The 22,391-nt window shown below is 33.1% G+C and carries 23 protein-coding genes; 17 read left to right on the forward strand and 6 right to left on the reverse strand.

Translation table 11 applies throughout. The features are described 5' to 3' along the window. Nucleotides 1-26 precede the first annotated feature (26 nt). Both QQZ16_RS03235 and QQZ16_RS03240 read left to right on the forward strand, forming a co-directional pair. Nucleotides 27-926 carry an AEC family transporter gene (locus tag QQZ16_RS03235; protein ID WP_031536773.1) on the forward strand — a complete coding sequence of 300 codons (900 nt, stop codon included), beginning with the start codon at nucleotides 27-29 and terminating at the stop codon, nucleotides 924-926. 127 nt (nucleotides 927-1,053) lie between these two features. Beyond that, nucleotides 1,054-1,233, forward strand: coding sequence for a hypothetical protein (locus tag QQZ16_RS03240; RefSeq protein ID WP_031536774.1), 180 nt, complete (start codon nucleotides 1,054-1,056; stop codon nucleotides 1,231-1,233). A 724-nt stretch (nucleotides 1,234-1,957) separates the two neighbouring features. On the opposite strand, the gene QQZ16_RS03245 is transcribed toward QQZ16_RS03240, so the two are convergent. Beyond that, entirely contained in the window at nucleotides 1,958-2,824 is an 867-nt protein-coding gene (locus QQZ16_RS03245; protein ID WP_031536775.1) for a YitT family protein, read from the reverse strand. Nucleotides 2,825-2,997: 173 nt separating this feature from the next. On the opposite strand from QQZ16_RS03245, the gene QQZ16_RS03250 reads away from it, so the two are divergent. The 7 genes from QQZ16_RS03250 to QQZ16_RS03280 all read left to right on the forward strand — a co-directional run bounded on the left by QQZ16_RS03250 (nucleotide 2,998) and on the right by QQZ16_RS03280 (nucleotide 9,180). Then, nucleotides 2,998-3,330: a PadR family transcriptional regulator gene (locus QQZ16_RS03250; protein ID WP_235252140.1), complete on the forward strand. Its 333-nt coding sequence runs from the start codon at nucleotides 2,998-3,000 to the stop codon at nucleotides 3,328-3,330. A gap of 20 nt (nucleotides 3,331-3,350) precedes the next feature. Further along, nucleotides 3,351-3,971, forward strand: a complete 621-nt coding sequence (locus QQZ16_RS03255; RefSeq protein WP_251628219.1) for a hypothetical protein — start codon at nucleotides 3,351-3,353, stop codon at nucleotides 3,969-3,971. A gap of 95 nt (nucleotides 3,972-4,066) precedes the next feature. Then, the gene (locus QQZ16_RS03260; RefSeq protein ID WP_031536778.1) at nucleotides 4,067-5,566 is read left to right on the forward strand and encodes a DUF4153 domain-containing protein; all 1,500 of its coding nucleotides are present in this window, start codon (nucleotides 4,067-4,069) and stop codon (nucleotides 5,564-5,566) included. A 72-nt stretch (nucleotides 5,567-5,638) separates the two neighbouring features. Continuing rightward, nucleotides 5,639-6,253, forward strand: a complete 615-nt coding sequence (locus QQZ16_RS03265) for a sigma factor-like helix-turn-helix DNA-binding protein (protein WP_031536779.1) — start codon at nucleotides 5,639-5,641, stop codon at nucleotides 6,251-6,253. A gap of 28 nt (nucleotides 6,254-6,281) precedes the next feature. Then, complete coding sequence (gene clpP / locus QQZ16_RS03270) at nucleotides 6,282-6,863, forward strand: ATP-dependent Clp endopeptidase proteolytic subunit ClpP (protein ID WP_031536780.1); 582 nt, start codon at nucleotides 6,282-6,284, stop codon at nucleotides 6,861-6,863. Nucleotides 6,864-6,996: 133 nt separating this feature from the next. Then, nucleotides 6,997-8,187, forward strand: a complete 1,191-nt coding sequence (locus QQZ16_RS03275) for a class I SAM-dependent rRNA methyltransferase (RefSeq protein WP_235252139.1) — start codon at nucleotides 6,997-6,999, stop codon at nucleotides 8,185-8,187. A 204-nt stretch (nucleotides 8,188-8,391) separates the two neighbouring features. Next, complete coding sequence (locus QQZ16_RS03280) at nucleotides 8,392-9,180, forward strand: HAD family hydrolase (protein ID WP_235252138.1); 789 nt, start codon at nucleotides 8,392-8,394, stop codon at nucleotides 9,178-9,180. Between the two features lie 54 nt (nucleotides 9,181-9,234). On the opposite strand, the gene QQZ16_RS03285 is transcribed toward QQZ16_RS03280, so the two are convergent. Further along, on the reverse strand, nucleotides 9,235-9,684 hold the full coding sequence (locus tag QQZ16_RS03285) for an Lrp/AsnC family transcriptional regulator (protein WP_031536783.1): 450 nt from the start codon (nucleotides 9,682-9,684) through the stop codon (nucleotides 9,235-9,237). A gap of 239 nt (nucleotides 9,685-9,923) precedes the next feature. On the opposite strand from QQZ16_RS03285, the gene QQZ16_RS03290 reads away from it, so the two are divergent. From QQZ16_RS03290 to ppc, 4 genes are all read left to right on the forward strand, one after another. Further along, complete coding sequence (locus QQZ16_RS03290; protein WP_231512529.1) at nucleotides 9,924-10,538, forward strand: YitT family protein; 615 nt, start codon at nucleotides 9,924-9,926, stop codon at nucleotides 10,536-10,538. 277 nt (nucleotides 10,539-10,815) lie between these two features. Continuing rightward, nucleotides 10,816-11,196 (forward strand): hypothetical protein, encoded by a 381-nt coding sequence (locus tag QQZ16_RS03295; RefSeq protein WP_031536785.1) that lies wholly within the window; start codon nucleotides 10,816-10,818, stop codon nucleotides 11,194-11,196. Between the two features lie 219 nt (nucleotides 11,197-11,415). Beyond that, the gene (locus tag QQZ16_RS03300) at nucleotides 11,416-11,715 is read left to right on the forward strand and encodes a heme biosynthesis protein HemY (protein ID WP_031536786.1); all 300 of its coding nucleotides are present in this window, start codon (nucleotides 11,416-11,418) and stop codon (nucleotides 11,713-11,715) included. A 442-nt stretch (nucleotides 11,716-12,157) separates the two neighbouring features. Continuing rightward, nucleotides 12,158-14,920: a phosphoenolpyruvate carboxylase gene (gene ppc / locus QQZ16_RS03305; protein ID WP_031536787.1), complete on the forward strand. Its 2,763-nt coding sequence runs from the start codon at nucleotides 12,158-12,160 to the stop codon at nucleotides 14,918-14,920. Nucleotides 14,921-14,987: 67 nt separating this feature from the next. Here the strand turns inward: ppc and QQZ16_RS03310 are convergent, their stop codons facing one another. Further along, nucleotides 14,988-15,305 (reverse strand): thioredoxin family protein, encoded by a 318-nt coding sequence (locus tag QQZ16_RS03310; RefSeq protein WP_031536788.1) that lies wholly within the window; start codon nucleotides 15,303-15,305, stop codon nucleotides 14,988-14,990. 333 nt (nucleotides 15,306-15,638) lie between these two features. On the opposite strand from QQZ16_RS03310, the gene QQZ16_RS03315 reads away from it, so the two are divergent. Then, on the forward strand, nucleotides 15,639-16,076 hold the full coding sequence (locus QQZ16_RS03315) for a hypothetical protein (protein WP_031538686.1): 438 nt from the start codon (nucleotides 15,639-15,641) through the stop codon (nucleotides 16,074-16,076). Nucleotides 16,077-16,160: 84 nt separating this feature from the next. Here QQZ16_RS03315 and QQZ16_RS03320 read toward each other — a convergent pair whose 3' ends face one another. Both QQZ16_RS03320 and QQZ16_RS03325 read right to left on the reverse strand, forming a co-directional pair. Continuing rightward, nucleotides 16,161-16,955, reverse strand: a complete 795-nt coding sequence (locus QQZ16_RS03320) for an HAD family hydrolase (RefSeq protein WP_235252136.1) — start codon at nucleotides 16,953-16,955, stop codon at nucleotides 16,161-16,163. A gap of 165 nt (nucleotides 16,956-17,120) precedes the next feature. Further along, the gene (locus QQZ16_RS03325; protein WP_031538683.1) at nucleotides 17,121-18,056 is read right to left on the reverse strand and encodes a MerR family transcriptional regulator; all 936 of its coding nucleotides are present in this window, start codon (nucleotides 18,054-18,056) and stop codon (nucleotides 17,121-17,123) included. Nucleotides 18,057-18,303: 247 nt separating this feature from the next. Between QQZ16_RS03325 and QQZ16_RS03330 the strand changes: the two genes are divergently transcribed. From QQZ16_RS03330 to QQZ16_RS03340, 3 genes are all read left to right on the forward strand, one after another. After that, the gene (locus tag QQZ16_RS03330) at nucleotides 18,304-19,464 is read left to right on the forward strand and encodes a metallophosphoesterase (RefSeq protein WP_235252135.1); all 1,161 of its coding nucleotides are present in this window, start codon (nucleotides 18,304-18,306) and stop codon (nucleotides 19,462-19,464) included. A gap of 90 nt (nucleotides 19,465-19,554) precedes the next feature. Then, nucleotides 19,555-20,556, forward strand: coding sequence for an LLM class flavin-dependent oxidoreductase (locus QQZ16_RS03335; RefSeq protein ID WP_235252134.1), 1,002 nt, complete (start codon nucleotides 19,555-19,557; stop codon nucleotides 20,554-20,556). A gap of 110 nt (nucleotides 20,557-20,666) precedes the next feature. Further along, nucleotides 20,667-21,074, forward strand: a complete 408-nt coding sequence (locus QQZ16_RS03340; protein ID WP_031538679.1) for a hypothetical protein — start codon at nucleotides 20,667-20,669, stop codon at nucleotides 21,072-21,074. 98 nt (nucleotides 21,075-21,172) lie between these two features. On the opposite strand, the gene QQZ16_RS03345 is transcribed toward QQZ16_RS03340, so the two are convergent. Next, nucleotides 21,173-22,192: a cation diffusion facilitator family transporter gene (locus QQZ16_RS03345; RefSeq protein WP_031538677.1), complete on the reverse strand. Its 1,020-nt coding sequence runs from the start codon at nucleotides 22,190-22,192 to the stop codon at nucleotides 21,173-21,175. Nucleotides 22,193-22,391: the final 199 nt, after the last annotated feature.

Raw genomic sequence — 22,391 nt, forward strand, 5'->3', positions numbered from 1 at the left:
TACATTAGGTAGATTGGATGATGATATTGGAGTATTTAAGTATTTTATTACCGATTTTCTTTATTTTCGCTGTTGGATTTATTGGGCAAAAGAAGCTTCATATTGACATTAAATCTGTATCAGCTGTATCTGTTTATTTAATGACACCATTATTGTCATTTAGTGTATTTTATGAAACAACTTTTACAATGGACTATTTGTATATGACGCTTTATGCATTAACTTTAGTGTTAGGTATTGTTGCTATTGTTTATGTTATTGGCTATTTTAGAGGGTATTCGGTTAGGAAGACATGTGGGATGATTTTATCTTCCGCATTTATGAACAACGGCAATTATGGCACACCACTTGTTTTATTCGTGTTCGGTGAGCCTGGCTTACATTATGCAGTTATTTTAATGGTTATTCAACAATTAATCATGGTGACGATAGGTGTCTACTATGCAGCGAAAGGTTCTGTTGACGACGGGAACGGAACAGATACCTTAAAGAAAGTGCTAAAGGTACCTGTTATGTATGGGGCGATATTAGGTACTATTTTTCATTCCTTGCAAATACCGATTGGAGAAACAATGCTAGAAGCTATTAAACTAGTTGGAAATGCAGCTATACCAACTGTGATGCTTGTATTGGGCATCCAGCTCGCTAATGTAAGTGTCAGAAAAATTGCCTATCGACCTTTATCCATCTCTTTGTTATTAAAGCTAATTGTCTCGCCAGTTATTGCCTGGCTTCTGACATTCATTTTGCCAGTAGATGAGCTATTAAAGCAAATCATGATCCTACTTGCTGGAATGCCAGCTGCAGCAAACACGACACTTTACGCTGTTCAATATGGAACAGAACCAGATTTTGTTTCTAGTGCGACTTTATTTAGTACATTAGCTAGTTTAATAACGCTGCCTGTTATTTTATCTCTCATATAACTACACATCTATAAAATATCTTTTCGATATTTTATAGATGTGCTAATAAAACTCATTGAAGTTGAACAAGAATGATAAATCCTTAAACTTTAATCGAATGTAAAAATCTAATCAAGAGGGGGTTAATATGAAATCGACTAATGATAAAAAAAGAGAAATACAAGCTAAATATAGAAAACTAATTAATAAAGATAATAAAGAGGATAATAATGATAAGGTTACTGAAATTATAGCTGCGATTTTTGGGGTACTTTTTTTAATAATCTTGTTATTAAATGTATTTATAAAGAGGGTTGGACAAAACTAAATAACTAATCATTAAAGACGAACAATGTTTAATTTAGCTCTTAAATAAAGCTACTTAATCTCTGTTTTTAAATATAGGTAAGTGTAAAAACTAAGACGTTCCATTTCGCTACAGACGCACGATGCGCCGGGGAGGAAGCTGAGCCTCCTCGCTGCGCTGCGGGGTCTCAGCTTTTCCTCTATTTCCCGCAGGAGTCGAGCGTCCTCCGCTCCATTTCACTTCGTTTTTAAACCTTTTTCTAAAAAAACAAACACGAACTTTTATATAATATAATTACATTATAGTTCGTGTTTATTGTTGGTTGAAATATTTAGTCCCAGCCTCATCCTCATTATAATTATAAATACCAAACGAATGATAGAGAGTAACTATGGACGTTTCGAGTACTCACATTATGGGTCAGTGAGCTGTGAACCTGCATAACACTTGTGTCATGGAACGTGAAACCCCTGTAGCCAATCAACATCTGTATGAGAGAGTACCATAACCATATAAATAAACAGTAGACAAAATCTCTAATTACAAGGGTTTTGCCTACAGTATGAGTTGTTTTTACTTCGACTATTTTTATAATAGGGAATAAAATATTTGTTGTTCTAAAGTTTTTTCTAATGAATCCGTTATCTCTTTGAAAAAAACATAATAAATATTATCATCAATGTTTCTCTTAAATAAAGCTCCTTTCTCATAGTGGTTATTTATGGATGAGGTGCTCTGTAAAAAATCAATGAATCGCAGACTTAGAAAATTTCCCGCCATGAGCCTCCTGTGTATCCATAATCGTAATAAAAGCATTTGGGTCGATTTCTTGGACGATACTTCGGAATTTAGCTACTTCTAATCGTGTAAATACTACATACAATACTTCCTTCTCTTGATCCAAATAGCCGCCTTTTCCTTTAAGCTTTGTTACCCCTCTGCCCAAACGATCAGAAAGGGCTTGTGCAATTTCTTCATATTCATCAGAGATAACCATTGCAGCTTTTGTATCATCAAAGCCTTGGATAACAGAGTCAATCGCTTTACTCGCAATATAATAGGTAAGGATGGAGAACATCGCTTGTTCCCAGCCTAATACGAACCCTGCCCAGGAGAAAATAAAGACATTTATAAACATCACAAATTCTCCGACGGAAAACGGGATTCTTTTAGTGAGGAGGATTCCAAGTATTTCTGTGCCATCTAACGCACCAGAATTTCTAATGACAATCCCTACACCAGCCCCAAGCAATAATCCACCAAAAACTGTTGCAAGTAGTGGCTGTGTAGTTATTGGCTCAAAATGTTCGAGCAAAAATTCAATAATAGCGAGCATTATAATCGAATAAAGGGAAGAAATACAAAAGTTCTTCCCAATGTATTTATAGCCCGCATATAAAAAAGGGAGATTGAGAATGAACACTAGGACTCCAAAGCTTAGACCATAACTATATTTAAGAATTAAGGAAATCCCGATGACACCGCCATCAATAATCGTATTTGGAGCTAAGAATAAATCAATAGCGATTGCTGCAAAACCAGCCCCAATTGTGAGCATGAAGTATCGCATTATTAAATGTGAAGTAGTTTCTTTTTTATGCGTTTTTACCATGAAATAAAACACCTTTCACCTTATGAATAGTAAAGAACTTGTGGATTATATAGTACCACAAGAAGATTGTAGGGAAAAATTAGTGGAAGGAATTGTAGCAAAATATTGCATTATATAGGTTTGGACGCTAAAATACTACCTATAGTACATTTTAATTCTAGGTAGGTGAAAAAATGTTTAACAGAGAATTGGTAAAAGGGAGTACCTCCTTAATCCTGCTCCAGCTTTTAGCAGAAAAAGAAATGTATGGATATGAACTTGTTAAAGAGATGGAGAGGAGAAGCGACTACTCTTTACAGGTAAAAGAAGGGACCTTATATCCTGCCCTACATAAATTGGAGAAACAAGAATATGTAGAATCATTTTGGAAAGAATCAGAAAAAGGGCCAGCGAGAAAATATTATCGAATAACAGAGACAGGTCTTCAAATCTTGGAGCAAAAGACCACTGAATGGAAAAATTTTGTGCAAACCATAGATAAAGTGATCGGAAGAAAAGGGCTATGATTTATTCAAAAGATTCCTTTATGAAACAACTTCGAGAGTTATTAAAGAACCATAATCAATCAGAGGAGATATGCATGGAATATGAGCATCATCTCACTGATTTGCTAGAAGATATTCTATTAAGCGAGCAGTGCACGGTAAAAGAAGCAATCCTAATCGCGGTAGAAAAGTTAGGCACACCTCAAGAAATTGCTGCATTATATCAAGAAGAACTAACCATGACAGCAAAGAATACACAATGGAATTTCTTTTTGGCAAATTTAATATTCTTTACAGGTGGGATTGGTTTAACGATTATTTACCATCACATTTCGAATCCAATCATTAGTAGATTATGGTTATTTCTTACTAGTATTCCATTCTTTCTTATTGTGCTCTATTTATTTTTTTGGCTCTTACTAGGGTATGAAGTCGGGAAGGAATTTGGACTTGGTGGTAAAAAATTATTAATGAAAACGTTTTGTATCTCGTTAATTCCGAATATTATGTTAATGTGCTCAGTTGTTTTCAACATTATTCCCATAACCTTTTTTGATCCATTACTTACACCTGAATTTATCTTGATTTGTATCGCATTTACGATTATTTTGTACCCAATATGTTTTCTCGCATTTCGCTTTGGAACAACGAAGTCTATTTAAGTTGTTCTTCTTTATTCTACCTAGAATTACTTTGTATAATGGTGTTATTTTTTTAAATAACTATATAGAATTTCTATGTAAAGGAGAAGATGGAAATGAATAAGAAAAATAGTTTTTATTTTATCGGATGTTTATTGCTTGCCATTTTTGCAGAAGTGACATTATTTACAGAGAAAATTGGTATTTCTCTTAGCTTTTTTGTTGTCGCTTATTATGTTTTTTATTTTTACATGACGAAAAAGGAGACTCATACACATCGAATCGTTGGAATTTATATTTTTATATGTATTTGGACTTTAACTTTGTCTTTCGTTTTCGTTGCAAATCCACCTTTTTATGCTGTTAATCTGTTGGTCATCTTTCTGTTAATAGGTGTACATACAATTCTAATCACAAGTCCATCTTTTCTTAGTTGGAGCAATGTTGAATTCCTTTGGTACATGCAAAAGAAATTTTCCTCCTTATTTAAATTTAGTAGGTATCTTTCAATACTTGTGCGAAAAAGGATAAAGGAATATGAGAATGAAAGGAATTATGCTATAGCAAAAAGAATATTATTAGGAATTGTTATCGTATTACCAATATTATTTGTCTTAATTTTTCTCTTAAGTTCATCAGACCAGTATTTTAGCATTTTGATTGAAAAAATGATTACACATCTTGTATCGTTTAATATAGATAAAATAAGTATTTTCCTCCGTATCCTCTTAGTATTTGTTTTTTTAGTACTATGGATAAAAACAATTAGCAAGAAGTCAGTTATAATTTTGAAAGATAAAAAGGAAATAAATAGGAGTTGGGAACAAGCGACCTTATTAACAATTTTAATTTCTATAAATGGATTGTATTTGTTTTATACAATATTTGAGTTTCAATATTTTTTTAATGATGTATTAATGAATGGTTTTACCTATGCAACTTATGCAAAAAGAGGATTTTTTGAGTTGATTATTGTAACGATTATTAATATCTCAATCACCTTATTAGTCAATAGATTTAGTAAAAGTAGAACCATCTTAATAAAAACTAGTTTATCCTTACTAATTATTTTCAGTTTTATAATTCTTTTATCTGCACATTTGCGATTAAGCTTATATGAACAGGCTTACGGCTACACATATTTACGATTGTTTTCCCATTCCTTTATTTTCCTATTAGCAGTGTTATTTGCTTTTACGATGATTAAGATTTGGATAGAAAAAATTCAGCTTATGCGCATTTTTTTGCTGCTTGCATTGTTATATTACTGTGGGCTTAATGTAATTGATGTGGATCGATTTATCGTTAGTAAAAATTTAGAGCGATTTGAAGAGACAAATTTAATCGATTTACAATATATTGAATCACTATCCCTTTCTACAGTTCCTGTTCTAATGAATTATTACGAAAGAAATCGAGAAATGAATAGCATAAAACATGTATTACTCGCAAAAAAAGAACTTCTTGAAAAAAGAGATGTAAAGTGGCAAAGCTATAACATGATGGAAGACCGAGCAAGAAAGTTGCTTGCATCAATGAACCTAGATGATGAAACGGCAGAAAATGAGAATGGAAAAAAGTATCGATTAGAAGAAAGCAAAAATGAAAAGAAATAAATGTATTATCCCCGTATCTTTTTTGCTTTTTCAAACGTTTAATATATAAACAGCCAAAGGAGGGATGAAAGGATGAGAGGGGAACTACCAGATATAAACGAACTGTATCGAAAACTCGACCTTTATTGTCAATATCTTTCGATGGACAAATGGGAACGGGAAGATTTAATCCAAGATTCTCTTTTAAAAGCGATAGAAAATTATAAAGAGCAAGATATTACACCGGCATTACTAAAAAAAATAGCCAGAAATAAGCGAATCGATAAGCAAAGAAAAAAGAAAGACCTAATTGGCATCCAAGCAAAAGAAATAGGAATAGAAAAAAATAGTTTAACTTCCATGATACTTGCTGAATATCTTGCTGAAAAGCTGACATTAAAACAAGGTATCGTATATATGCTTGTGGAAGGATTTCAATTTCGTTTGAAAGAGGTTGGCGAGCAACTAAATATGAGTGAGACTGCAGCTAAATCAGTTTTATTTCGGGCAAGAACTCAATTAAAAAAAGATGGCTCTTCTGGAAAACTTCATCTAGAAGAAAATAGAGATGCACTTAGTTACCTCTATTATGAAGTTTTAAAAAAGGAAGATCCAGCTATATTGTTTAACTTCATCTATAAGGAAAGCGTATTAGCGAAACAAGTGAAAAAATATCCGTCACATCATTCCATGCTTATGGCAGCTTAAACACTTTATTAAAATGGGAGCGAAAAAAATGAGCACGATTCCATATGTAATTGAACAATCATCAGGTGGAGAAAGATCCTATGACATCTATTCAAGATTATTGAAGGACAGAATTATCATGCTAGGCGATGAAATCAATGATGCTGTCGCCAATAATATTGTCGCACAATTGTTATTTCTCGCGGCCGAGGATCCAGATAAAGATATTTCCTTATATATAAATAGTCCAGGAGGATCAACTTCAGCTGGCTTTGCTATATTTGACACGATGCACTATATCAAACCAGATGTTCGTACGATTTGTACAGGAATGGCAGCCTCCTTTGGTGCGTTATTGCTCCTTGCTGGCGCGAAAGGAAAAAGATATGCCTTGCCGAATAGTGAAATTATGATTCATCAGCCATTAGGTGGTACAAAGGGGCAAGCAACAGAAATAGAAATTTCTGCCAGAAGAATAGTGAAGCTTAAAAGTCATATAAATCAGATTATTGCAGATAAAACAGGTCAGTCTATTGAAAAAATAGCACATGACACAGAAAGAGATTACTTTATGAGTGCAGAAGAAGCAAAAAGTTATGGGATTGTAGATGAAATCATTACCGCAAAATAAAAGAAACAGAGGCATCCTGCTAATTATAGGATGCCTATCTATGTGAATACCCTCTAGCACTAGCGTCTATCATCATTTCATGTATAATAGAAAAAGAAATAAAATATCAGCTCTGAAAGTAAAAGGTGACAAAATGGATATTGTAACAGTACAAATTGAAACTCCGTATGAAAAAAACCTCCTAAATGGTAATCCCTTATTATATAAAGACGCTATTGCATCTACCAACAGTCTAGAAGAAGGGCAAATAATCGATGTCGTAACAAAAAGGAATAAGTTTATTGGCAGAGGATATTATGCCATTCAAAATAAAGGAATCGGCTGGATTTTATCGAGAGAGCAAAACATTCCTATTGATGCTTCATTTTTTAAAAGGAAATTGAAGAAAGCGATTGATAGAAGAGTTTCCTATTTTAAAGATACAAATACAACAGCTTTTCGTATTTTTAATGGAGAAGGGGATGGAATTGGTGGATTCACTGTGGATTCTTATAACAAATATCTTTTAATACAATGGTACAGTATTGGAATTTATAAATACAAAAGCTGGATTGTAGAATCGTTACAACAATTATTAGATGTGGACGGGATATACGAGAAAAAAAGATTTGATCAAAAAGGAACTTATTTAGAAGATGATGATTTTGTGAGCGGCAAAAGAGGGGAGTTTCCCATTACTGTATTAGAGAATGGTGTTAAATATGCGGTAAACTTAAACGAAGGAGCTATGACAGGGATCTTTTTAGACCAACGAGATGTGCGTAGAACCATTCGCGAAAAATATGCGCATGGTAAAAACGTTCTAAATACCTTCTCTTATACTGGTGCATTTTCCGTGGCCGCAGCAGTTGGTGGCAGTAAATCAACAACAAGTGTTGATTTAGCGAATCGCTCCAAACAAAAAACAGCAGATAACTTCTTACTAAATGAAATAGATTTAACGAGTCAAAACATTATAGTAGAAGATGTTTTTCATTATTTTAAGTATGCAGTAAAGAAACAGTTTTCCTTTGACATGGTCATTCTGGATCCACCAAGCTTTGCTCGTTCCAAAAAACATACTTTTCGAGCAGCAAAAGACTATACAAATTTACTTAAGGAAGCAATTGCGATTACTAATAATGATGGAATCATTGTCGCTTCCACTAATTGTGCTACTATTGATATGAAAAAATTCAAAAGCTTTATCGATGCAGCCTTTTCCCATCAAAAAGACAGATATCAAATTTTAGAGCAATTTGGCTTACCAAATGATTTTGCCAATATAAAAGATGTAAAAGAGAGTAATTATTTAAAAGTCGTTTTTATAAAAAAACGCAAATGATATTTTAGAATATTAATGTACTGGATAGGTACTGTTAAAAGGATTTTGCATAAAGATTGCAGAATCCTTTTTATTTAAATATAGGGTTTACGTAATCGTAAAACGTTTGTAATCTATTAAAGAAGGTAACTTTTTCTTTTATTCTATTTGAAAAAGTAATTTTTCAATAAATCATCGCTTACATAAAAAAGGAGAACGTGGAGAATGACAATTAAAGCAATTCTATTTGATTTAGATGACACGTTGTTATGGGATAAAAAAAGTGTGCAAGACGCTTTTTTAAAGACATGCAAGCTTGCAGAAGAAAAATTTAATATTTCTGCCGAACATTTAGAAGAAGCGGTTCGCAAAGAGGCAAGAGCTCTATATGAAGGATATGATACCTATGCTTTTACGAAAATGATTGGCATTAATCCATTCGAAGGACTGTGGGGAGAATTTCTTGAAGAGCATGCTTCATTTCCAAAAATGAGAGAGATTATTCCGATTTATCGAAAAGAGGCATGGACAAAAGGTTTGCTAGCATTAGGAATTGATGATCCGAAATTTGGAGAGAAATTAGCAGAAGCTTTTCCAGAATACAGAAAACAATCGCCACATGTTTATGAGGAAACCTTTTCTATTTTAGATCAATTAAAAGGAAATTACTCCTTATTATTATTGACAAATGGTTCCCCTCATTTGCAAAATACAAAGCTATCCATTACGCCTGAAATTTCTCCTTATTTTGATCATATTGTCATTTCTGGGGATTTTGGAATAGGAAAGCCTGACCCGTCCATCTTTGAACATGCTGTTTCACTACTTGGTGTAGATAAGTCGGAATGTTTAATGGTGGGAGATAATTTGATGACAGATATTAAAGGTGCGAATAAAACGGGAATTAAATCAGTCTGGATAAATCGGGAGCATGTAGAAAAAAAGGAAATTCAGCCTACTTATGAGATACATGATCTTCATGATTTATTGCCCATTTTGAATAAGAAAGATTAAAAGTCTGGTAATCATAAGCGATTAAATATGCTTATGATTACCAGACTTTTCACCTTAATCTTCTGGTTGGTCATTTGGCAATATATGTCTGTAAGGAACTGGGGATGCTAAAATGACTGATGTATTTATCGCTCCATACGGGATAAGTCGATCAACTAAGTTTCTCATCCCATCTATTCCTGAAACAGCTGCTTTTATAGTATAGCTTACAGGTCCAGTCACCCGATGACATTCAATAATATCTGTTTCTGATTTGATGAATTCCTCAAACACATGTGGTTCTTCTTTAAGCTCGCTAATTTGAATGAATAAGAGGGTTTCTCTGCCTAGTTTTGCAGGCGATATTCTCGCACTGAACTCTAAAATAATTCCTTTTTCTTGCAGTCGCAACAGCCTTTCAGACACACTTGGACGGCTTAATGCTAATTTTTTGGATAAATCACTAACCGTAATTCTGGCATCTTCCTGTAAAATTTTAAGTAATTGTATGTCAACTTTATCCATTACAATAAATGCTCCTTTTTGCAAATTGAATGTATTAGTATAATTATTTATGCGAATTTGAGGGTGTACAGGGTAAATACATTCAGATTGGTATGTAAAATTGCTTCGATATATTCTATCATTATATATGTAAGAATTCCACAAAAAAACCACATATTTTTATAGGATTTCACCCATGAATCCTCAAATTACTATTCCACTTACTTTACGTTACTTTAGGAGTGTTATATTTGAAAAAAATGACAGTTATGATGTTCGGATGTTTTCTTACGTCATTTGGTTTGTATTTATTAAAAGGCTCGTCCATCGTTACAGGAGGAACAGCAGGTCTGGCATTAAGTGTATCTTATTTGCTACCTATTTCTTTTTCCATTTTATTCACCTTAATAAACATCCCGTTTTATATACTGGCTTATTTTAAAATGGGAAAGAAGTTTACATTTTCAACAATATTAGCCGTATCCTTAGTTACTTTATTTTCTTCTTTACTCCCAATTATTCTTCCATCCATAGCTTTTTATCCTTTATTAGGTTCGATTATGGGCGGATTCATTATTGGGATAGGAACGATTATTTTATTTATGAATGGCTCTTCATTAGGAGGAGCACAGATTTTGTCTATTACTCTTCAAAAGCAATTTAACTGGAATATGGGGAAGACAAATTTTATTTTTGATACAATTGTTATTTTGATTGGTCTATATAGTGTAGGTATAGTTAGAGGCTTATATAGTATAGTGTCTGTGTTTATTATTTCCTTTATGATGAGTACTTTTAAGGAAAAAATAGCGCACCGAAATACAGTCAAAGGTAGTGTAGAAACTAGTACGGTTGTAGAAACACATTCTGTTTAAGAATCAGAAATTTAGAAAACCTTTCATAAATTTCCTGCGATTAGAAAATTAAAGGAGATATGAAAGGTTTTTTATTTAGGCTGTCTCCTTCCTGGAATGGCGAGTAAGGCTTGTCGGTTGCCCCATGGAAATCAAAGTGTAGTCATGCTGCTGGTCTTAGAAAAATATATTTGTATTTTCAGTATAATTATAAGAAAAATAATTGACAGTGATAATCATTTTCATTTAAAATAAAGACAAATAATATAAAGAAAAGATTAGGAAGGTGTAAGATATAGTGAAAAATGATTTCATTGTTTTAACTCCATTTCAATATATGATCGAATGTACCTGTCCTAGACCTGAACATACATTCATACTTGATTTACATAAAGGGGATATTATTACAGTTACAGAAGAAAAAAAGTATGTAGATTCCCTTGGTTGGCTTCTACTCGTTATGATAAATGATTATAGTTTCTTTATGTTTGTTGATGAAATAGAAGAATTTATCGCAAATAAAAAGATTACCTCATTACTAGATCTGGAATTGAGAATGAATTATTTAGACTATAAAGTCAATGAGTCTTTAGATGTTTTAAATAAAGAGAAATTTGACGTATTTGCAAGAGAATTAAATGATTTAAAGGCCATTCAAAAAGACCGTGCAATGATTTAATTAGTATCATTTTATTAGCGATCCAGGTTTGTTAATGGGTTGCTTTTTTATTTGCTTTTTTTAAGTGCACCTAAGACATTCTAACGATTCCTATGCAAATAAGAACCATTTAGGAAAATTGCTGAAAAAGGCTTGAATATTTGCAAACATCTCTTTGGGAGATTACAATGGAATAGTATTTAGAAGAAGGCAAGGTTTTGCTTTAGGAGGAATATTTAGATGAAAGTCAAAATAAACAGACACGCAGTAAAAGTACTCAATCAAATGCTAGAAAAGGCGGAAGAAGGCGAAATGATTCGTGTATACATAACAGAGAATCATGGAAATCATGCACATTATGATTTGAAATTGGACCAAAAGACCGAGCATGATGAAGTTGTTCAGTCTGATAAAGACATTCCGATCTTATTAGATACAAGAGATGCTGATTTCTTGGATGGCGTATGGATTCAATATTTTCATGTTCCGCAACCAGGTTTTACAATTTATAACCCAGCGAAAGAACATCATCATCATTAAAAAAAGAGGAAGTGGAAACACTTCCTCTTTTTATATAATAAAACACATAACGCTAGTGCTTGTTTTCATCCTGTTATAAATGTGATATAATTTGCTTCTAAATGGAACATGTACCAAAAAAAATCCGTCAATTTTCAGTTATTTTTTGAAAATGGGTTTACACATTAAATTATTTAGGTTATATAAATTATGTAATATAGATTTGGAGCCCAAAATTAAATTTTACCAATTTTTTCTTATTACACGCGCCAGCGATTGGAATATAAATCCATTTTAAGTGTATTTCCGAATGAATAATATAATTATTAGATGGATTATCTGTAATCTATCTTTTCTATCTATTAATAATTGATTTTAGTTAATGAATTTTTAAAAGAATAGTGATACGATTAATGATAATAGAGTAGTTAATTAAAAATTTAGATTAAGGGATGGTAATCTAATGACAACAAAGATAAAAGGAAATGAGAGTAGTTTACCTTTGCGAAAAGATGTAAAACACCTCGGAAATATTCTTGGTGAAGTACTTATCCACCATGGTGGTCAAGAATTATTAGAGAAGGTTGAGATCATACGTAAGTTAGCAAAGGAACTGCGCGAGACAAACAATGAACATACATATAATCAATTAAAGCTTGAAATGGAGCAATTAGAAAAGCCTGTACGTCGACAAGTTATTCGAGCATTTTCCAAATATTTTCATTTGGTGAATGTAGCTGAATTAAACCACCGTATTCGTCGCAAAAGAGAATATCAATTAAGTCAGGAAAAAGGCGTCCAGCCATATTCCATTGAGCGTGCAATTATGGCATTTAAACAAAAGAATTTATCGGAAGAAACGATTCAAGAGGTGCTAAATACCCTTTCATTAGAATTGATTATTACTGCACATCCGACTGAATCAACAAAACGTACGATTCTAGAAAGCCAAAAAAGAATTGCAACTATCTTAAAACAACTTGATAATCCGATGCTGACAAAGAAAGAACGACAACATTTCAATGATGATTTATTTGAGGAAATTACCATCATGTGGCAAACGGATGAGCTTCGTCAAGAACGTCCTACTGTAATGGATGAAGTAAGAAATGGGCTGTATTATTTTGAACAAACTTTGTTTGATGTTCTTCCGGAAATCCATCAAGAAGTTCAAGATGCACTTCAAGAAAACTATCCTAACTTTGAATGGAAAGTACCTAATTTTCTATGGTTCGGTTCTTGGATCGGTGGAGACAGAGATGGTAATCCGAATGTAACTCCAGATGTTACATGGCAAACACTTCATAAGCAAAATGAATTAGTAATTCAAAAATACATCGGTGCAGTCGATGAATTAATGAAGAAATTTAGTCATTCCACTAATCGAGTGAAAGTTAGTTCGAAGCTAATTCAAACGATTATGGAAGAAGAACAGCTATATTTGACTCCTGAAAAGAAATGGCCAGTAGAAAAAGAAGTATACCGCAGAAAGTTTTCAATTATTTTAGAAAGATTAAAAGAATATGGGAAATCTGAAAAAGGCTATGTTAAAGCAGAAGAATTGTTAGAAGATTTATACATAATTCAAGAAAGCTTTGCACTACATCAGCCGAAAGCTCATCAGCAAAAGGATTTGCAAAAATTAATTCGTCAAGTGCAATTATTTGGCTTTCATTTAGCAACATTGGATATTCGAAACCATAGTGGAGAACATGAATCTGCAATCGATGAGATTTTGCGCAAAGTTGGCATAACAGATGATTATAAAAATCTACCTGAAAATGAAAAATTAGGTATATTGGAGTCTGTTTTAAAAGATCCTCGTCCGATTCTTTTGCTAAACGAAGACTACTCAAAAGAAACACAGGAAATGATTAGTACTTTTACGATGATTAGGGAAGCTCATAAAAAATTTGGTGAGCGTGCAATTAATGTTTATTTAATAAGTATGACACGATCACCAAGTGATATTCTTGAGGTGCTTGTATTGGCAAAAGAAGCGGGAATTTATCGCTTACATGCTGATGGAACAGTTGAAAGTCATTTAAATGTTGCACCATTATTAGAAACAATCGAGGATTTAATTGCAGGTCCAGAAATTGTGGAAACTTTATTTCGTATGCCAGTATATAGAGAGCATTTAAGACGGCATAATGACCAACAGGAAATTATGTTAGGATATTCTGACGGAAGTAAGGATGGCGGTACATTAACGGCGAACTGGAAGCTATTTAAGGCACAACGAGAGATTCACCAAATGGCAAGCAATTATCAAATCGGCTTGAAGTTTTTCCATGGCCGCGGTGGTTCCCTTGGTCGTGGCGGCGGTCCTTTAAATAAAAGCATTCTATCTCAACCAGCTGAAACATTAGGGGATGGAGTAAAGATTACAGAACAAGGGGAAGTATTATCTTCTCGTTATTTGTTGGAAGATATTGCTTATCGAAGCTTGGAACAAGCAACGTCGACATTGTTAATGGCAATTGCTCATATCTCGAAGGATATTAGTGAACATAAAGAGGAAAGAAGCCTTTGGGAAAGTTCCATGGAAGAAATATCTGCTATTTCTTTGGCAAAATATCAATCACTAGTATTTAATGATCCTGATTTTATGACCTATTTTAAAGAAGCGACACCTTTAAACGAAATAGGAAACTTAAAAATTGGTTCTCGACCAATGAGTAGAAAAAATAAAACTACATTTGAAAATTTACGTGCCATTCCATGGGTATTTGCATGGACTCAAAGTAGGCAATTGCTACCTGCATGGTATGCTTCTGGTACTGGTCTTTCTGAATTTGCAAATCAAAAGCAAGGCAATATTGAAATTTTAAAGCAAATGTATGCTAAGTGGCCATTCTTCCGATCCACGATTGATAATTTACAAATGGCTCTAATGAAAGCAGACTTAACAACTGCTAGAGAATATTCTTCCCTTGTTGAAAATGAAGCTATTGGTAATCGCATTTATCAAAATATTAAAGAAGAATATGATAAGACAAAGGCAATATTACTCGAAATTACGGGAATTGAAGAATTACTTGATCATACGCCGACAATTCAAGAATCTGTTTATAGAAGAAACCCATATGTCGACCCATTGAATTTCTTCCAAGTAGAGTTAATTAAACAGCTTCGTGAACAAGAAATACCGGATAAGGAATTAATGAATCAAGTGCTTCTAACGATTAATGGTATTGCTGCAGGTTTACGCAACACTGGTTGATTATAGAGTAGAAAAGGCAATAGAAAAGACGAGAAGGGAATTCTTCTCGTCTTTTCTATCAAAAAATTTACTTTTGTGCTGTCAAAAATTCTTCTACTTGTTCTGGTGTTTTTGCATTGGCACTATGTAGGTGACCTGTTTTTTTGCCATCTTTAAAAATTAACAGACTTGGAATTCCCATTACGTCATACTTTTCAGCTATTTCTGGTAATTCATCCTTATTAAGGCTATACCAGGTTTTATCGTTATTAGCTTCCATAATTTCCCCTATGAACATATCCATTCTTGTGCAATCTGGACACCAAGTGGTAAAAAACTTTACGATATTTGTTTCGCCATTGTTAATGATTTCTTCAAATGTTTCTACTGTTTTAATTTCCTTCATATTCAAAACTCCTCAACCTAAATTTTCCTTTTAACTATTAATAAGGTAATATCCTTTATTATACACTTTAGATTTATTTTTTTCCTTTTAAAAGCATTAACTTTCGATTTGAAAAACTTATAAGCATTTTATTTGCAATATAACTTAAGAAAGACAAGAATATACAAGGTAGGAGAAAAAGGTAGTACTGTTATAACAGAAAAAATATATTGAAATAATATTATTGATTTATCCTGTTATCTTATTGGTACACTTTTTTCGTTATAATAAAGGGTATGTTGTCATATGATAAAAAGGGTCAATTTTGCGGTTTCAAGTAAGAGGAGGTTACAAATGAGTACAACAAAAATAAACATTTCACCAGTAGAAGGTACGTACATACGATTAATTTTAGCAATAGAAAATATGGATAAAGAGAAATTAGTAGATCTAGGCGATTCCTATTTACTGAAACTGAATAAGAAGAATAAAAGTGGCAATGAGCTATATTTTTCTATGCTTTTTAATAAGAAGCTAATAAATAAAGTTGGAAGAAGCACAAATCCTACTGTAACAATTACCAAAAACAAAAATCTTATTTCACTTGAGATTACAATCATGCTTGATTTAACAGAGCCAATAAAAGAAGAAAATTATTATTTTATAAAAAGAGAGTTTGCAACAACGCCTGCATTTGAAATTTCTTACAAAATGAATGAAGAATATTACGATAAGAAAATTTTGCAGCATCTAAATGGCGAAAATGTAGGCGAGAATAGTTCGGAAGTGTAATAAAAGGGTCAGTCTCCAGTGGATAAGGAGTCTGACCCTTTAAAATTTTGAAAAAGTCTTTAGACAGCAGTATTATGTAAAATTTTATTCTTTAATCAATCCTAGCCATTTTAACCCATTATAAATTCCGGAATCTGTTACAGAAGTTGTTTTATGTTTTGCATAAGAAAATAACATTTCATGAGCATTTCCCATTGCAAAGCCTTCCCCTACTACTTGCAACATTTCTTTATCGTTAAGACCATCTCCAAAGGCGATGGAGAATTCCTTCTCAATCCCTAATCTTTTTAGAATCAGTGACACGGCAAATCCTTTATTGACTTTATCACTTATTACATCATAGGAATGTCTAAATCCATCGATATTTACTTGGGATAAATGAATATCAGGAAATTCTTCGTATAAGGCAATATCCTTTTCTTTTAAGTTCACAACTGTAATTCCAAGGATATTTTCTTTCTCATCAAGTGTAAATGTTCTATTTTGCTTAAGATGGAACTTCTTGCTAAATTGCTTCGTCATCTCCCCGTCAGGATGAGAAAGAAGGTTATGTGTATTTGTATATAAAATTAGTTCATTTCCTTTATCATTTGCAATTTCTAAGTATTTAGTTACTAAGTCAGGACTCATTGGTTGTCTAAATACGTCTTTACCATTATGTATAGCGTAAGCGCCATTGTAGCCAATGAATGATTTTATCGCAAGTGTTTCCCCTATATGAGATATTTCGTGTAATGGTCTTCCAGTAGCTAAGAAGACTTCTAATCCTTGTTCCTTCATTAACTGAACTGCTTTTTTGGTTGAGTCTTGAATCGTATCATCCGGTGTGAGGATCGTCCCATCAATATCAAGGAATAAAATTTTATAATTTGTAGACATCTTGACCTCCAATTAATACATACTAATACATTTCTTCACTACCATACTATCATATAAAATGACCAAAAGAAAAAGAGTAAGCAAATTTGAAAAAAGTTTGCTTACTCTTTAAAGAAATTTTACGTAGCTTTAATGATTTTGCATAAATAGTCTAATAAAATAAGATTACCAAATTTTCCACCACTGTCTCTTTTTTTCATGAGAGGCAGCTGTATGACGGAAGGTTTGCACTAATTCTTGAAAGTTTCTTTCTCTTTGTTTAATTTCTTTATCTATTTGTTCTCTTTCTAAACGAAGTGTTTCCATTAAATATTGATCATTTTCGTTTAGTTGTTCAACTGTTTTATTTAATTCTTCATTAGATTTTGAAAGGTTTTCAATCATTGATTTCATTTCTTTGGTAGAAGACACATTTGATGTCCATTGTTTAGAATATGTTTTTCTTTCTGCTTTTGATATTTGTGAAAGTTTTTTTATTTTAGAGCGAATTTCTTCATATTCTATCGCTGTTTTTTCTGTATTTGTATGTAATAGTTCTGAAAACTCCTCTAAATGTTCAGTCGTTGTTTCCTGTGTTTTGTTCACAGTATCTGTAATGTGATGAATGGCTTCTTCATTGCCTGCTTTTATTTCCTTTGTAATTGTTTCTAAAACTTCTTTTTTAATACCATTTCTGATTTCCCCTTTGACCTCTTCTAGAAAATCTTGTTTATAATTTTCCAAGGAGGATAGCAGCAATCGGAAGTTTTGTTCCGCTGTGTACGGATAATTCGATTCTAGTGTGTCGTTAGTATTTTTTTTAAGTACTTCAATCGAAGTATTTTCGTTTTGCTCTGCTTTATCTTCTTCTTTACTTTCTTCTTTTTTAGGTCGATTAATTAGCATCGTTAATGATTCCTTCACTTCTTTTGTTTTCCTTTTTTCTTTATATAAATTTTTGACTTCATGAAGTAAAGTAATTTCTTTTTCTGTATAAATACGTGCACCTGTTTTTGTTCTTGGTATCATGATTATTCCTTGTAAGTCCTTTTCCCATTGTTTTAACATTGTTGGGGTTGTCGTAAGTTTTTTTGATGCTTCCCTTATCGTATATGCCTTCATTTCTCTCTCTCCTTTGTAATTATCACCGTAATAGAACATCTCTACCGTAATATTTATAGAACTGTTAAGAAATTTCCTGCAACAAGACAAAAGCTATCAAAACTTCTAATTTGTTGACAATTTTCCCGATTTTTCTAATACAGGGAATCATTTTGTAGAATCCGATTGTGATTACTGTGTAGTTCTAACCTCATCTGTATAAACTAAAAGAATCGAAGGAAAGCTGGGAAAAAGGGGAGATAGCCAAATGAAAAAGAAATTATTATTTATTCTTTCCATCACACTTATCCTTTTTATGCAACTAAATGTTATCCAAATAGAAGCAATTAGTGAAACATTGAAGGAACCTACCGTTAAACTTCGTATATTAGAAACGACGGATATTCATTCTTATTTACTGGATTATAATTATGAGAAAAAAAAGAAAACGATTGAATATGGATATAATCGAGTGGCAAGTTTGATAACGCAAGCAAAAAAAGAACAAAGAAATACAATATTATTTGACGTAGGAGATGTTATAAAGGGAAGTCCATTGGCGGAGTTTGTTGCAAGTTCTCCGATGTTTTATTCGAACGACATTCATCCTGCATATAAAAGTATGAATTTATTGGGATATGATGCAGCAACAGTTGGAAATCATGAGTTTAATTATGGTCTTGATTTTCTTTTAAATACATTAAGGGGGGCAGATTTCCCATATACAAATGCGAATATATATGTAGATGATCGCAATGAGTATGAACAAGACGACATCCATTTTTTTCAACCATATTTACTACTGGATAAAGATGTAGTAAATGAAAATGGAGAAATGGAAAAGTTAAAGGTGGGAGTAATTGGACTTATTACGCCAATAACACAAGTTTGGGATAAGGAACATTTTGAAAATAGATTAATTATAAAGAATATGCGAAAAACAGCAGAAGAAATTGTACCTCAAATGAAAAAAAAAGGTGCTGATATAATAATTGCGTTAGTACATGCGGGATTGTATTCTGATCAGAATTATAGACCGAAATCAGGAAATAATGTTCGAGATATTAGTAAGGTGGAAGGAATTGATGTCATTCTTTATGGCCATACCCACGGCATCTTTCCGGTAAAGGGGGCAAAGGGGCCGAAAGGTGTGAATCATGATAAGGGATTAATCAATGGAAAACCAACTGTACAAGCAGGAAATTGGGGAAATCATTTAGGTATTATCGATTTAACACTTCAGAAGAAAAAAGATAAATGGATGATAAAGGAGTCCAAATCAACAGCAAAGCCGATTATCCGGATTATTAAAAAGAAAAAAATACCGATTGTGTCTCCGATGCCACAAATAGAATATATTCTGTCAAATTATCAGAAAGAAACATTGGAATATATGAATAGCAAGCAATTATTGAATCATTTAGAGTGAGAGGCTAAACATCCTTATACAAGCAATAAACTTGAAGACTAAAAAAGTCAGTTATAGTATGGAAGGAGATAAAGGAAGGGATGAGGGATTATGGGAAAAACTCTGAAAGATATAAAGTTCTCTGTACTTGATTTAGCACCAATAAAAGAAGGCAGTAATGCTACAGAAAGCTTTAAAAATAGTTTAGAGCTTGCTCGCCATGTTGAAAAATGGGGCTATAACCGGTATTGGGTTGCAGAACATCATAGCATGCCTGGAATAGCTAGCAGTGCAACATCAGTTTTGATTGGCTATATAGCTGGAGGAACAAGTAAAATAAGAGTTGGTTCTGGTGGTATCATGCTTCCGAATCATTCACCATTAGTTATTGCCGAACAATTTGGAACGTTAGAATCCATGTATCCTAATCGAATTGATTTAGGTTTAGGTAGGGCACCTGGAAGTGATCAGTTGACTGCAAGGGCTTTACGTCGTTATCCAAGTGATGGAAATGACTTTCCTGAATTAGTGGAGGAATTAAGTACGTACTTAAAATCACATGAGGAAACTAGATTGCCTGTAAGAGCAATTCCTGGAGAAGGATTGGCAATACCGATTTGGTTATTAGGATCCAGTGATTTTAGTGCGAGATTAGCAGGAAGTCTTGGTCTTCCATTTGCTTTTGCAAGCCATTTTTCACCAGATTATACAGTGCCTGCTCTCCATACCTATTATAATTCGTTTACACCGTCGGATAAATTGAAGCAACCTTATGCAATGGTGGGGGTAAATATTATTGCGGCAGACACAGATGAAAGGGCAGAATTTCTTGCAACTTCTTCACAACAGCAATTTTTAAGTCTAATTCGAAACAATCCGACCCAACTAAAGCCGCCGGTTCCAAATATGGAAGCACTGTGGACTACTTATGAAAAATCGATTGTACAGAAGCAACTTAAAGCTTCTATTATTGGTTCGGAGGAAACGGTCGCAAGAAAATTACAAGCGTTCTTAGATGAAACGCAAGCAGATGAAATGATAATAAATACCCAAGTCTATTCCCAAACAGATCGATTACGTTCCTATGAGATAGTAAAAAAAATAGTGATGTAATCATTGCCAACAAATACAAAAGGATATCATTTCATTTTGTACTTATTTTTGTGTATGATAAAGCTATAGGTTAATTGTATAGCTTTTGTAAAAAGTTGGAGGGAATTGCAGTGAAAACAACCATGAATTTGGTTAATAAAGATAAAATACAACAGATTTTAAAAGAAATGGTCGATTATGCATATGAAAATATAAAAGGAGAAGAGGTCTTGCTCTGCATGGAATGCTGTGATGTAGATTTATATGTTGCTGCAGACTCTTATGAACCTTTCATAGAAGCACTAAAAGAGAATTTTGAATTGGATGATTTAGGTGAAATTATCGATAGGGAAGCTTATCATCTATTAATGAGGGAACTGGATGAATATTACGTCGATTTACACGTGAAATCTGGCTATTATGATTACTTCCCAGCAGGGGTTTATGAAGTTAACGGAAGAGAAGAGGAATCAGAAACAAATATCCTTGCCCCTAAAGGCGTTTTTTTTGCACCTTTTGAAGATGCGGTAAATGAATAGTATATTTTTCGGTCAGGGTTCTAATGAAAGAGGATAATCCTGACCTTTTCACAAATATATTATTTCACAACGATGGAAGGATGTTTACGTCAATTGAATTAATCAACATTTTTCCAAGAGGAATGTTTTTCTAGCATTTTCTTTCTTTTTTCATTTTTATGAATGGAATTTGGCCAATTTAAAATTCCATCATCCTTATCAAATTCAATGATGATATCAGAAACTCCTTTTTCTGATAGTATTTGTTTCTCTATTCGCTGTCTTATTTTATCTACTTGTTCTACCGTTAATTTGCTATCAATTTCAATGCTTAGCTCTACATGAAAATCTTCCCCCTCTTTAAATACAGCAAGCCCTTGAATATCTCTTACATCTGGATCTTTCATAGCGATGTTGCCAATTACCCCCTGCATTTCTAAATCAGCTTCACCAATCGCACCTGCTGCATTATCTAAGAACACTCTTCCAACTACAATAAACATAAGTAATCCAATAACAATAGATACGATCCCTTCTGCTTGTTTAAAATTTGTATATTCCGTTACAACAACTGCGAGGATTGCTAATATTCCTCCGGCAGTTGCAACAGAATCTTCTAAAAAAACCAATTTTGTTGCCGGTTTTGCCGATTTTAAATAGGTAAAACTAGATGAATAAAGTTTCAAACCTCTTGTTTTTACCCCAGCATTTGTGACAATTTCTTTCATAGCCTTTGTTAACACAATAAACTCAAGAGATACAGATAGAGAAAGAACGCTGATAATAAGCAAAAAGGCGGTTGATTCCTGGGGGTTAATGACATGGTCGATGCCTTCTCTGACTGTTTCATATGCCATTATTCCGACGATAAGGACGGCAAATAATAAAACAATATTTACTAGTCTGCCAAATCCACCAGGAAACCGCTTGGTAGGGGCTTTTTTGCTTAATGCCGATCCAATAAATACAAAAAATTGATTGGCTGCATCGCCAAGGGAATGCATGGTTTCTGCAAACATAGCGACATTGCCAGATAAGAAAAATGCGACTCCTTTTAAGACGGAAATAATCGTATTTACGAGTGCAGCAAGGAGAGCAGATCGATTCCCATTCTTAAGTAAAATTATCAATTCCTTCATCGTAATATAGTACCCTTCTTCCTTACTATTAGTGCTTTGGAATGGAAATAAAAAGAGAGCTTTCCAATAAATGGCCATCTTGCCTGTTAAAGATGGTTTTCATGTTTATGGAAAGCCTCGATGAGCTTCTGTATTCTTCTTTTTAGATATCTTTTATTCTGTATGTAAAAATGGGTAACAGAAGTCCCTTTTCGTAAGT

Origin of the sequence: Bacillus sp. T2.9-1 (genome assembly GCF_950097965.1) — a bacterium.
Lineage (GTDB): Bacteria > Bacillota > Bacilli > Bacillales > Cytobacillaceae > Niallia > Niallia hominis.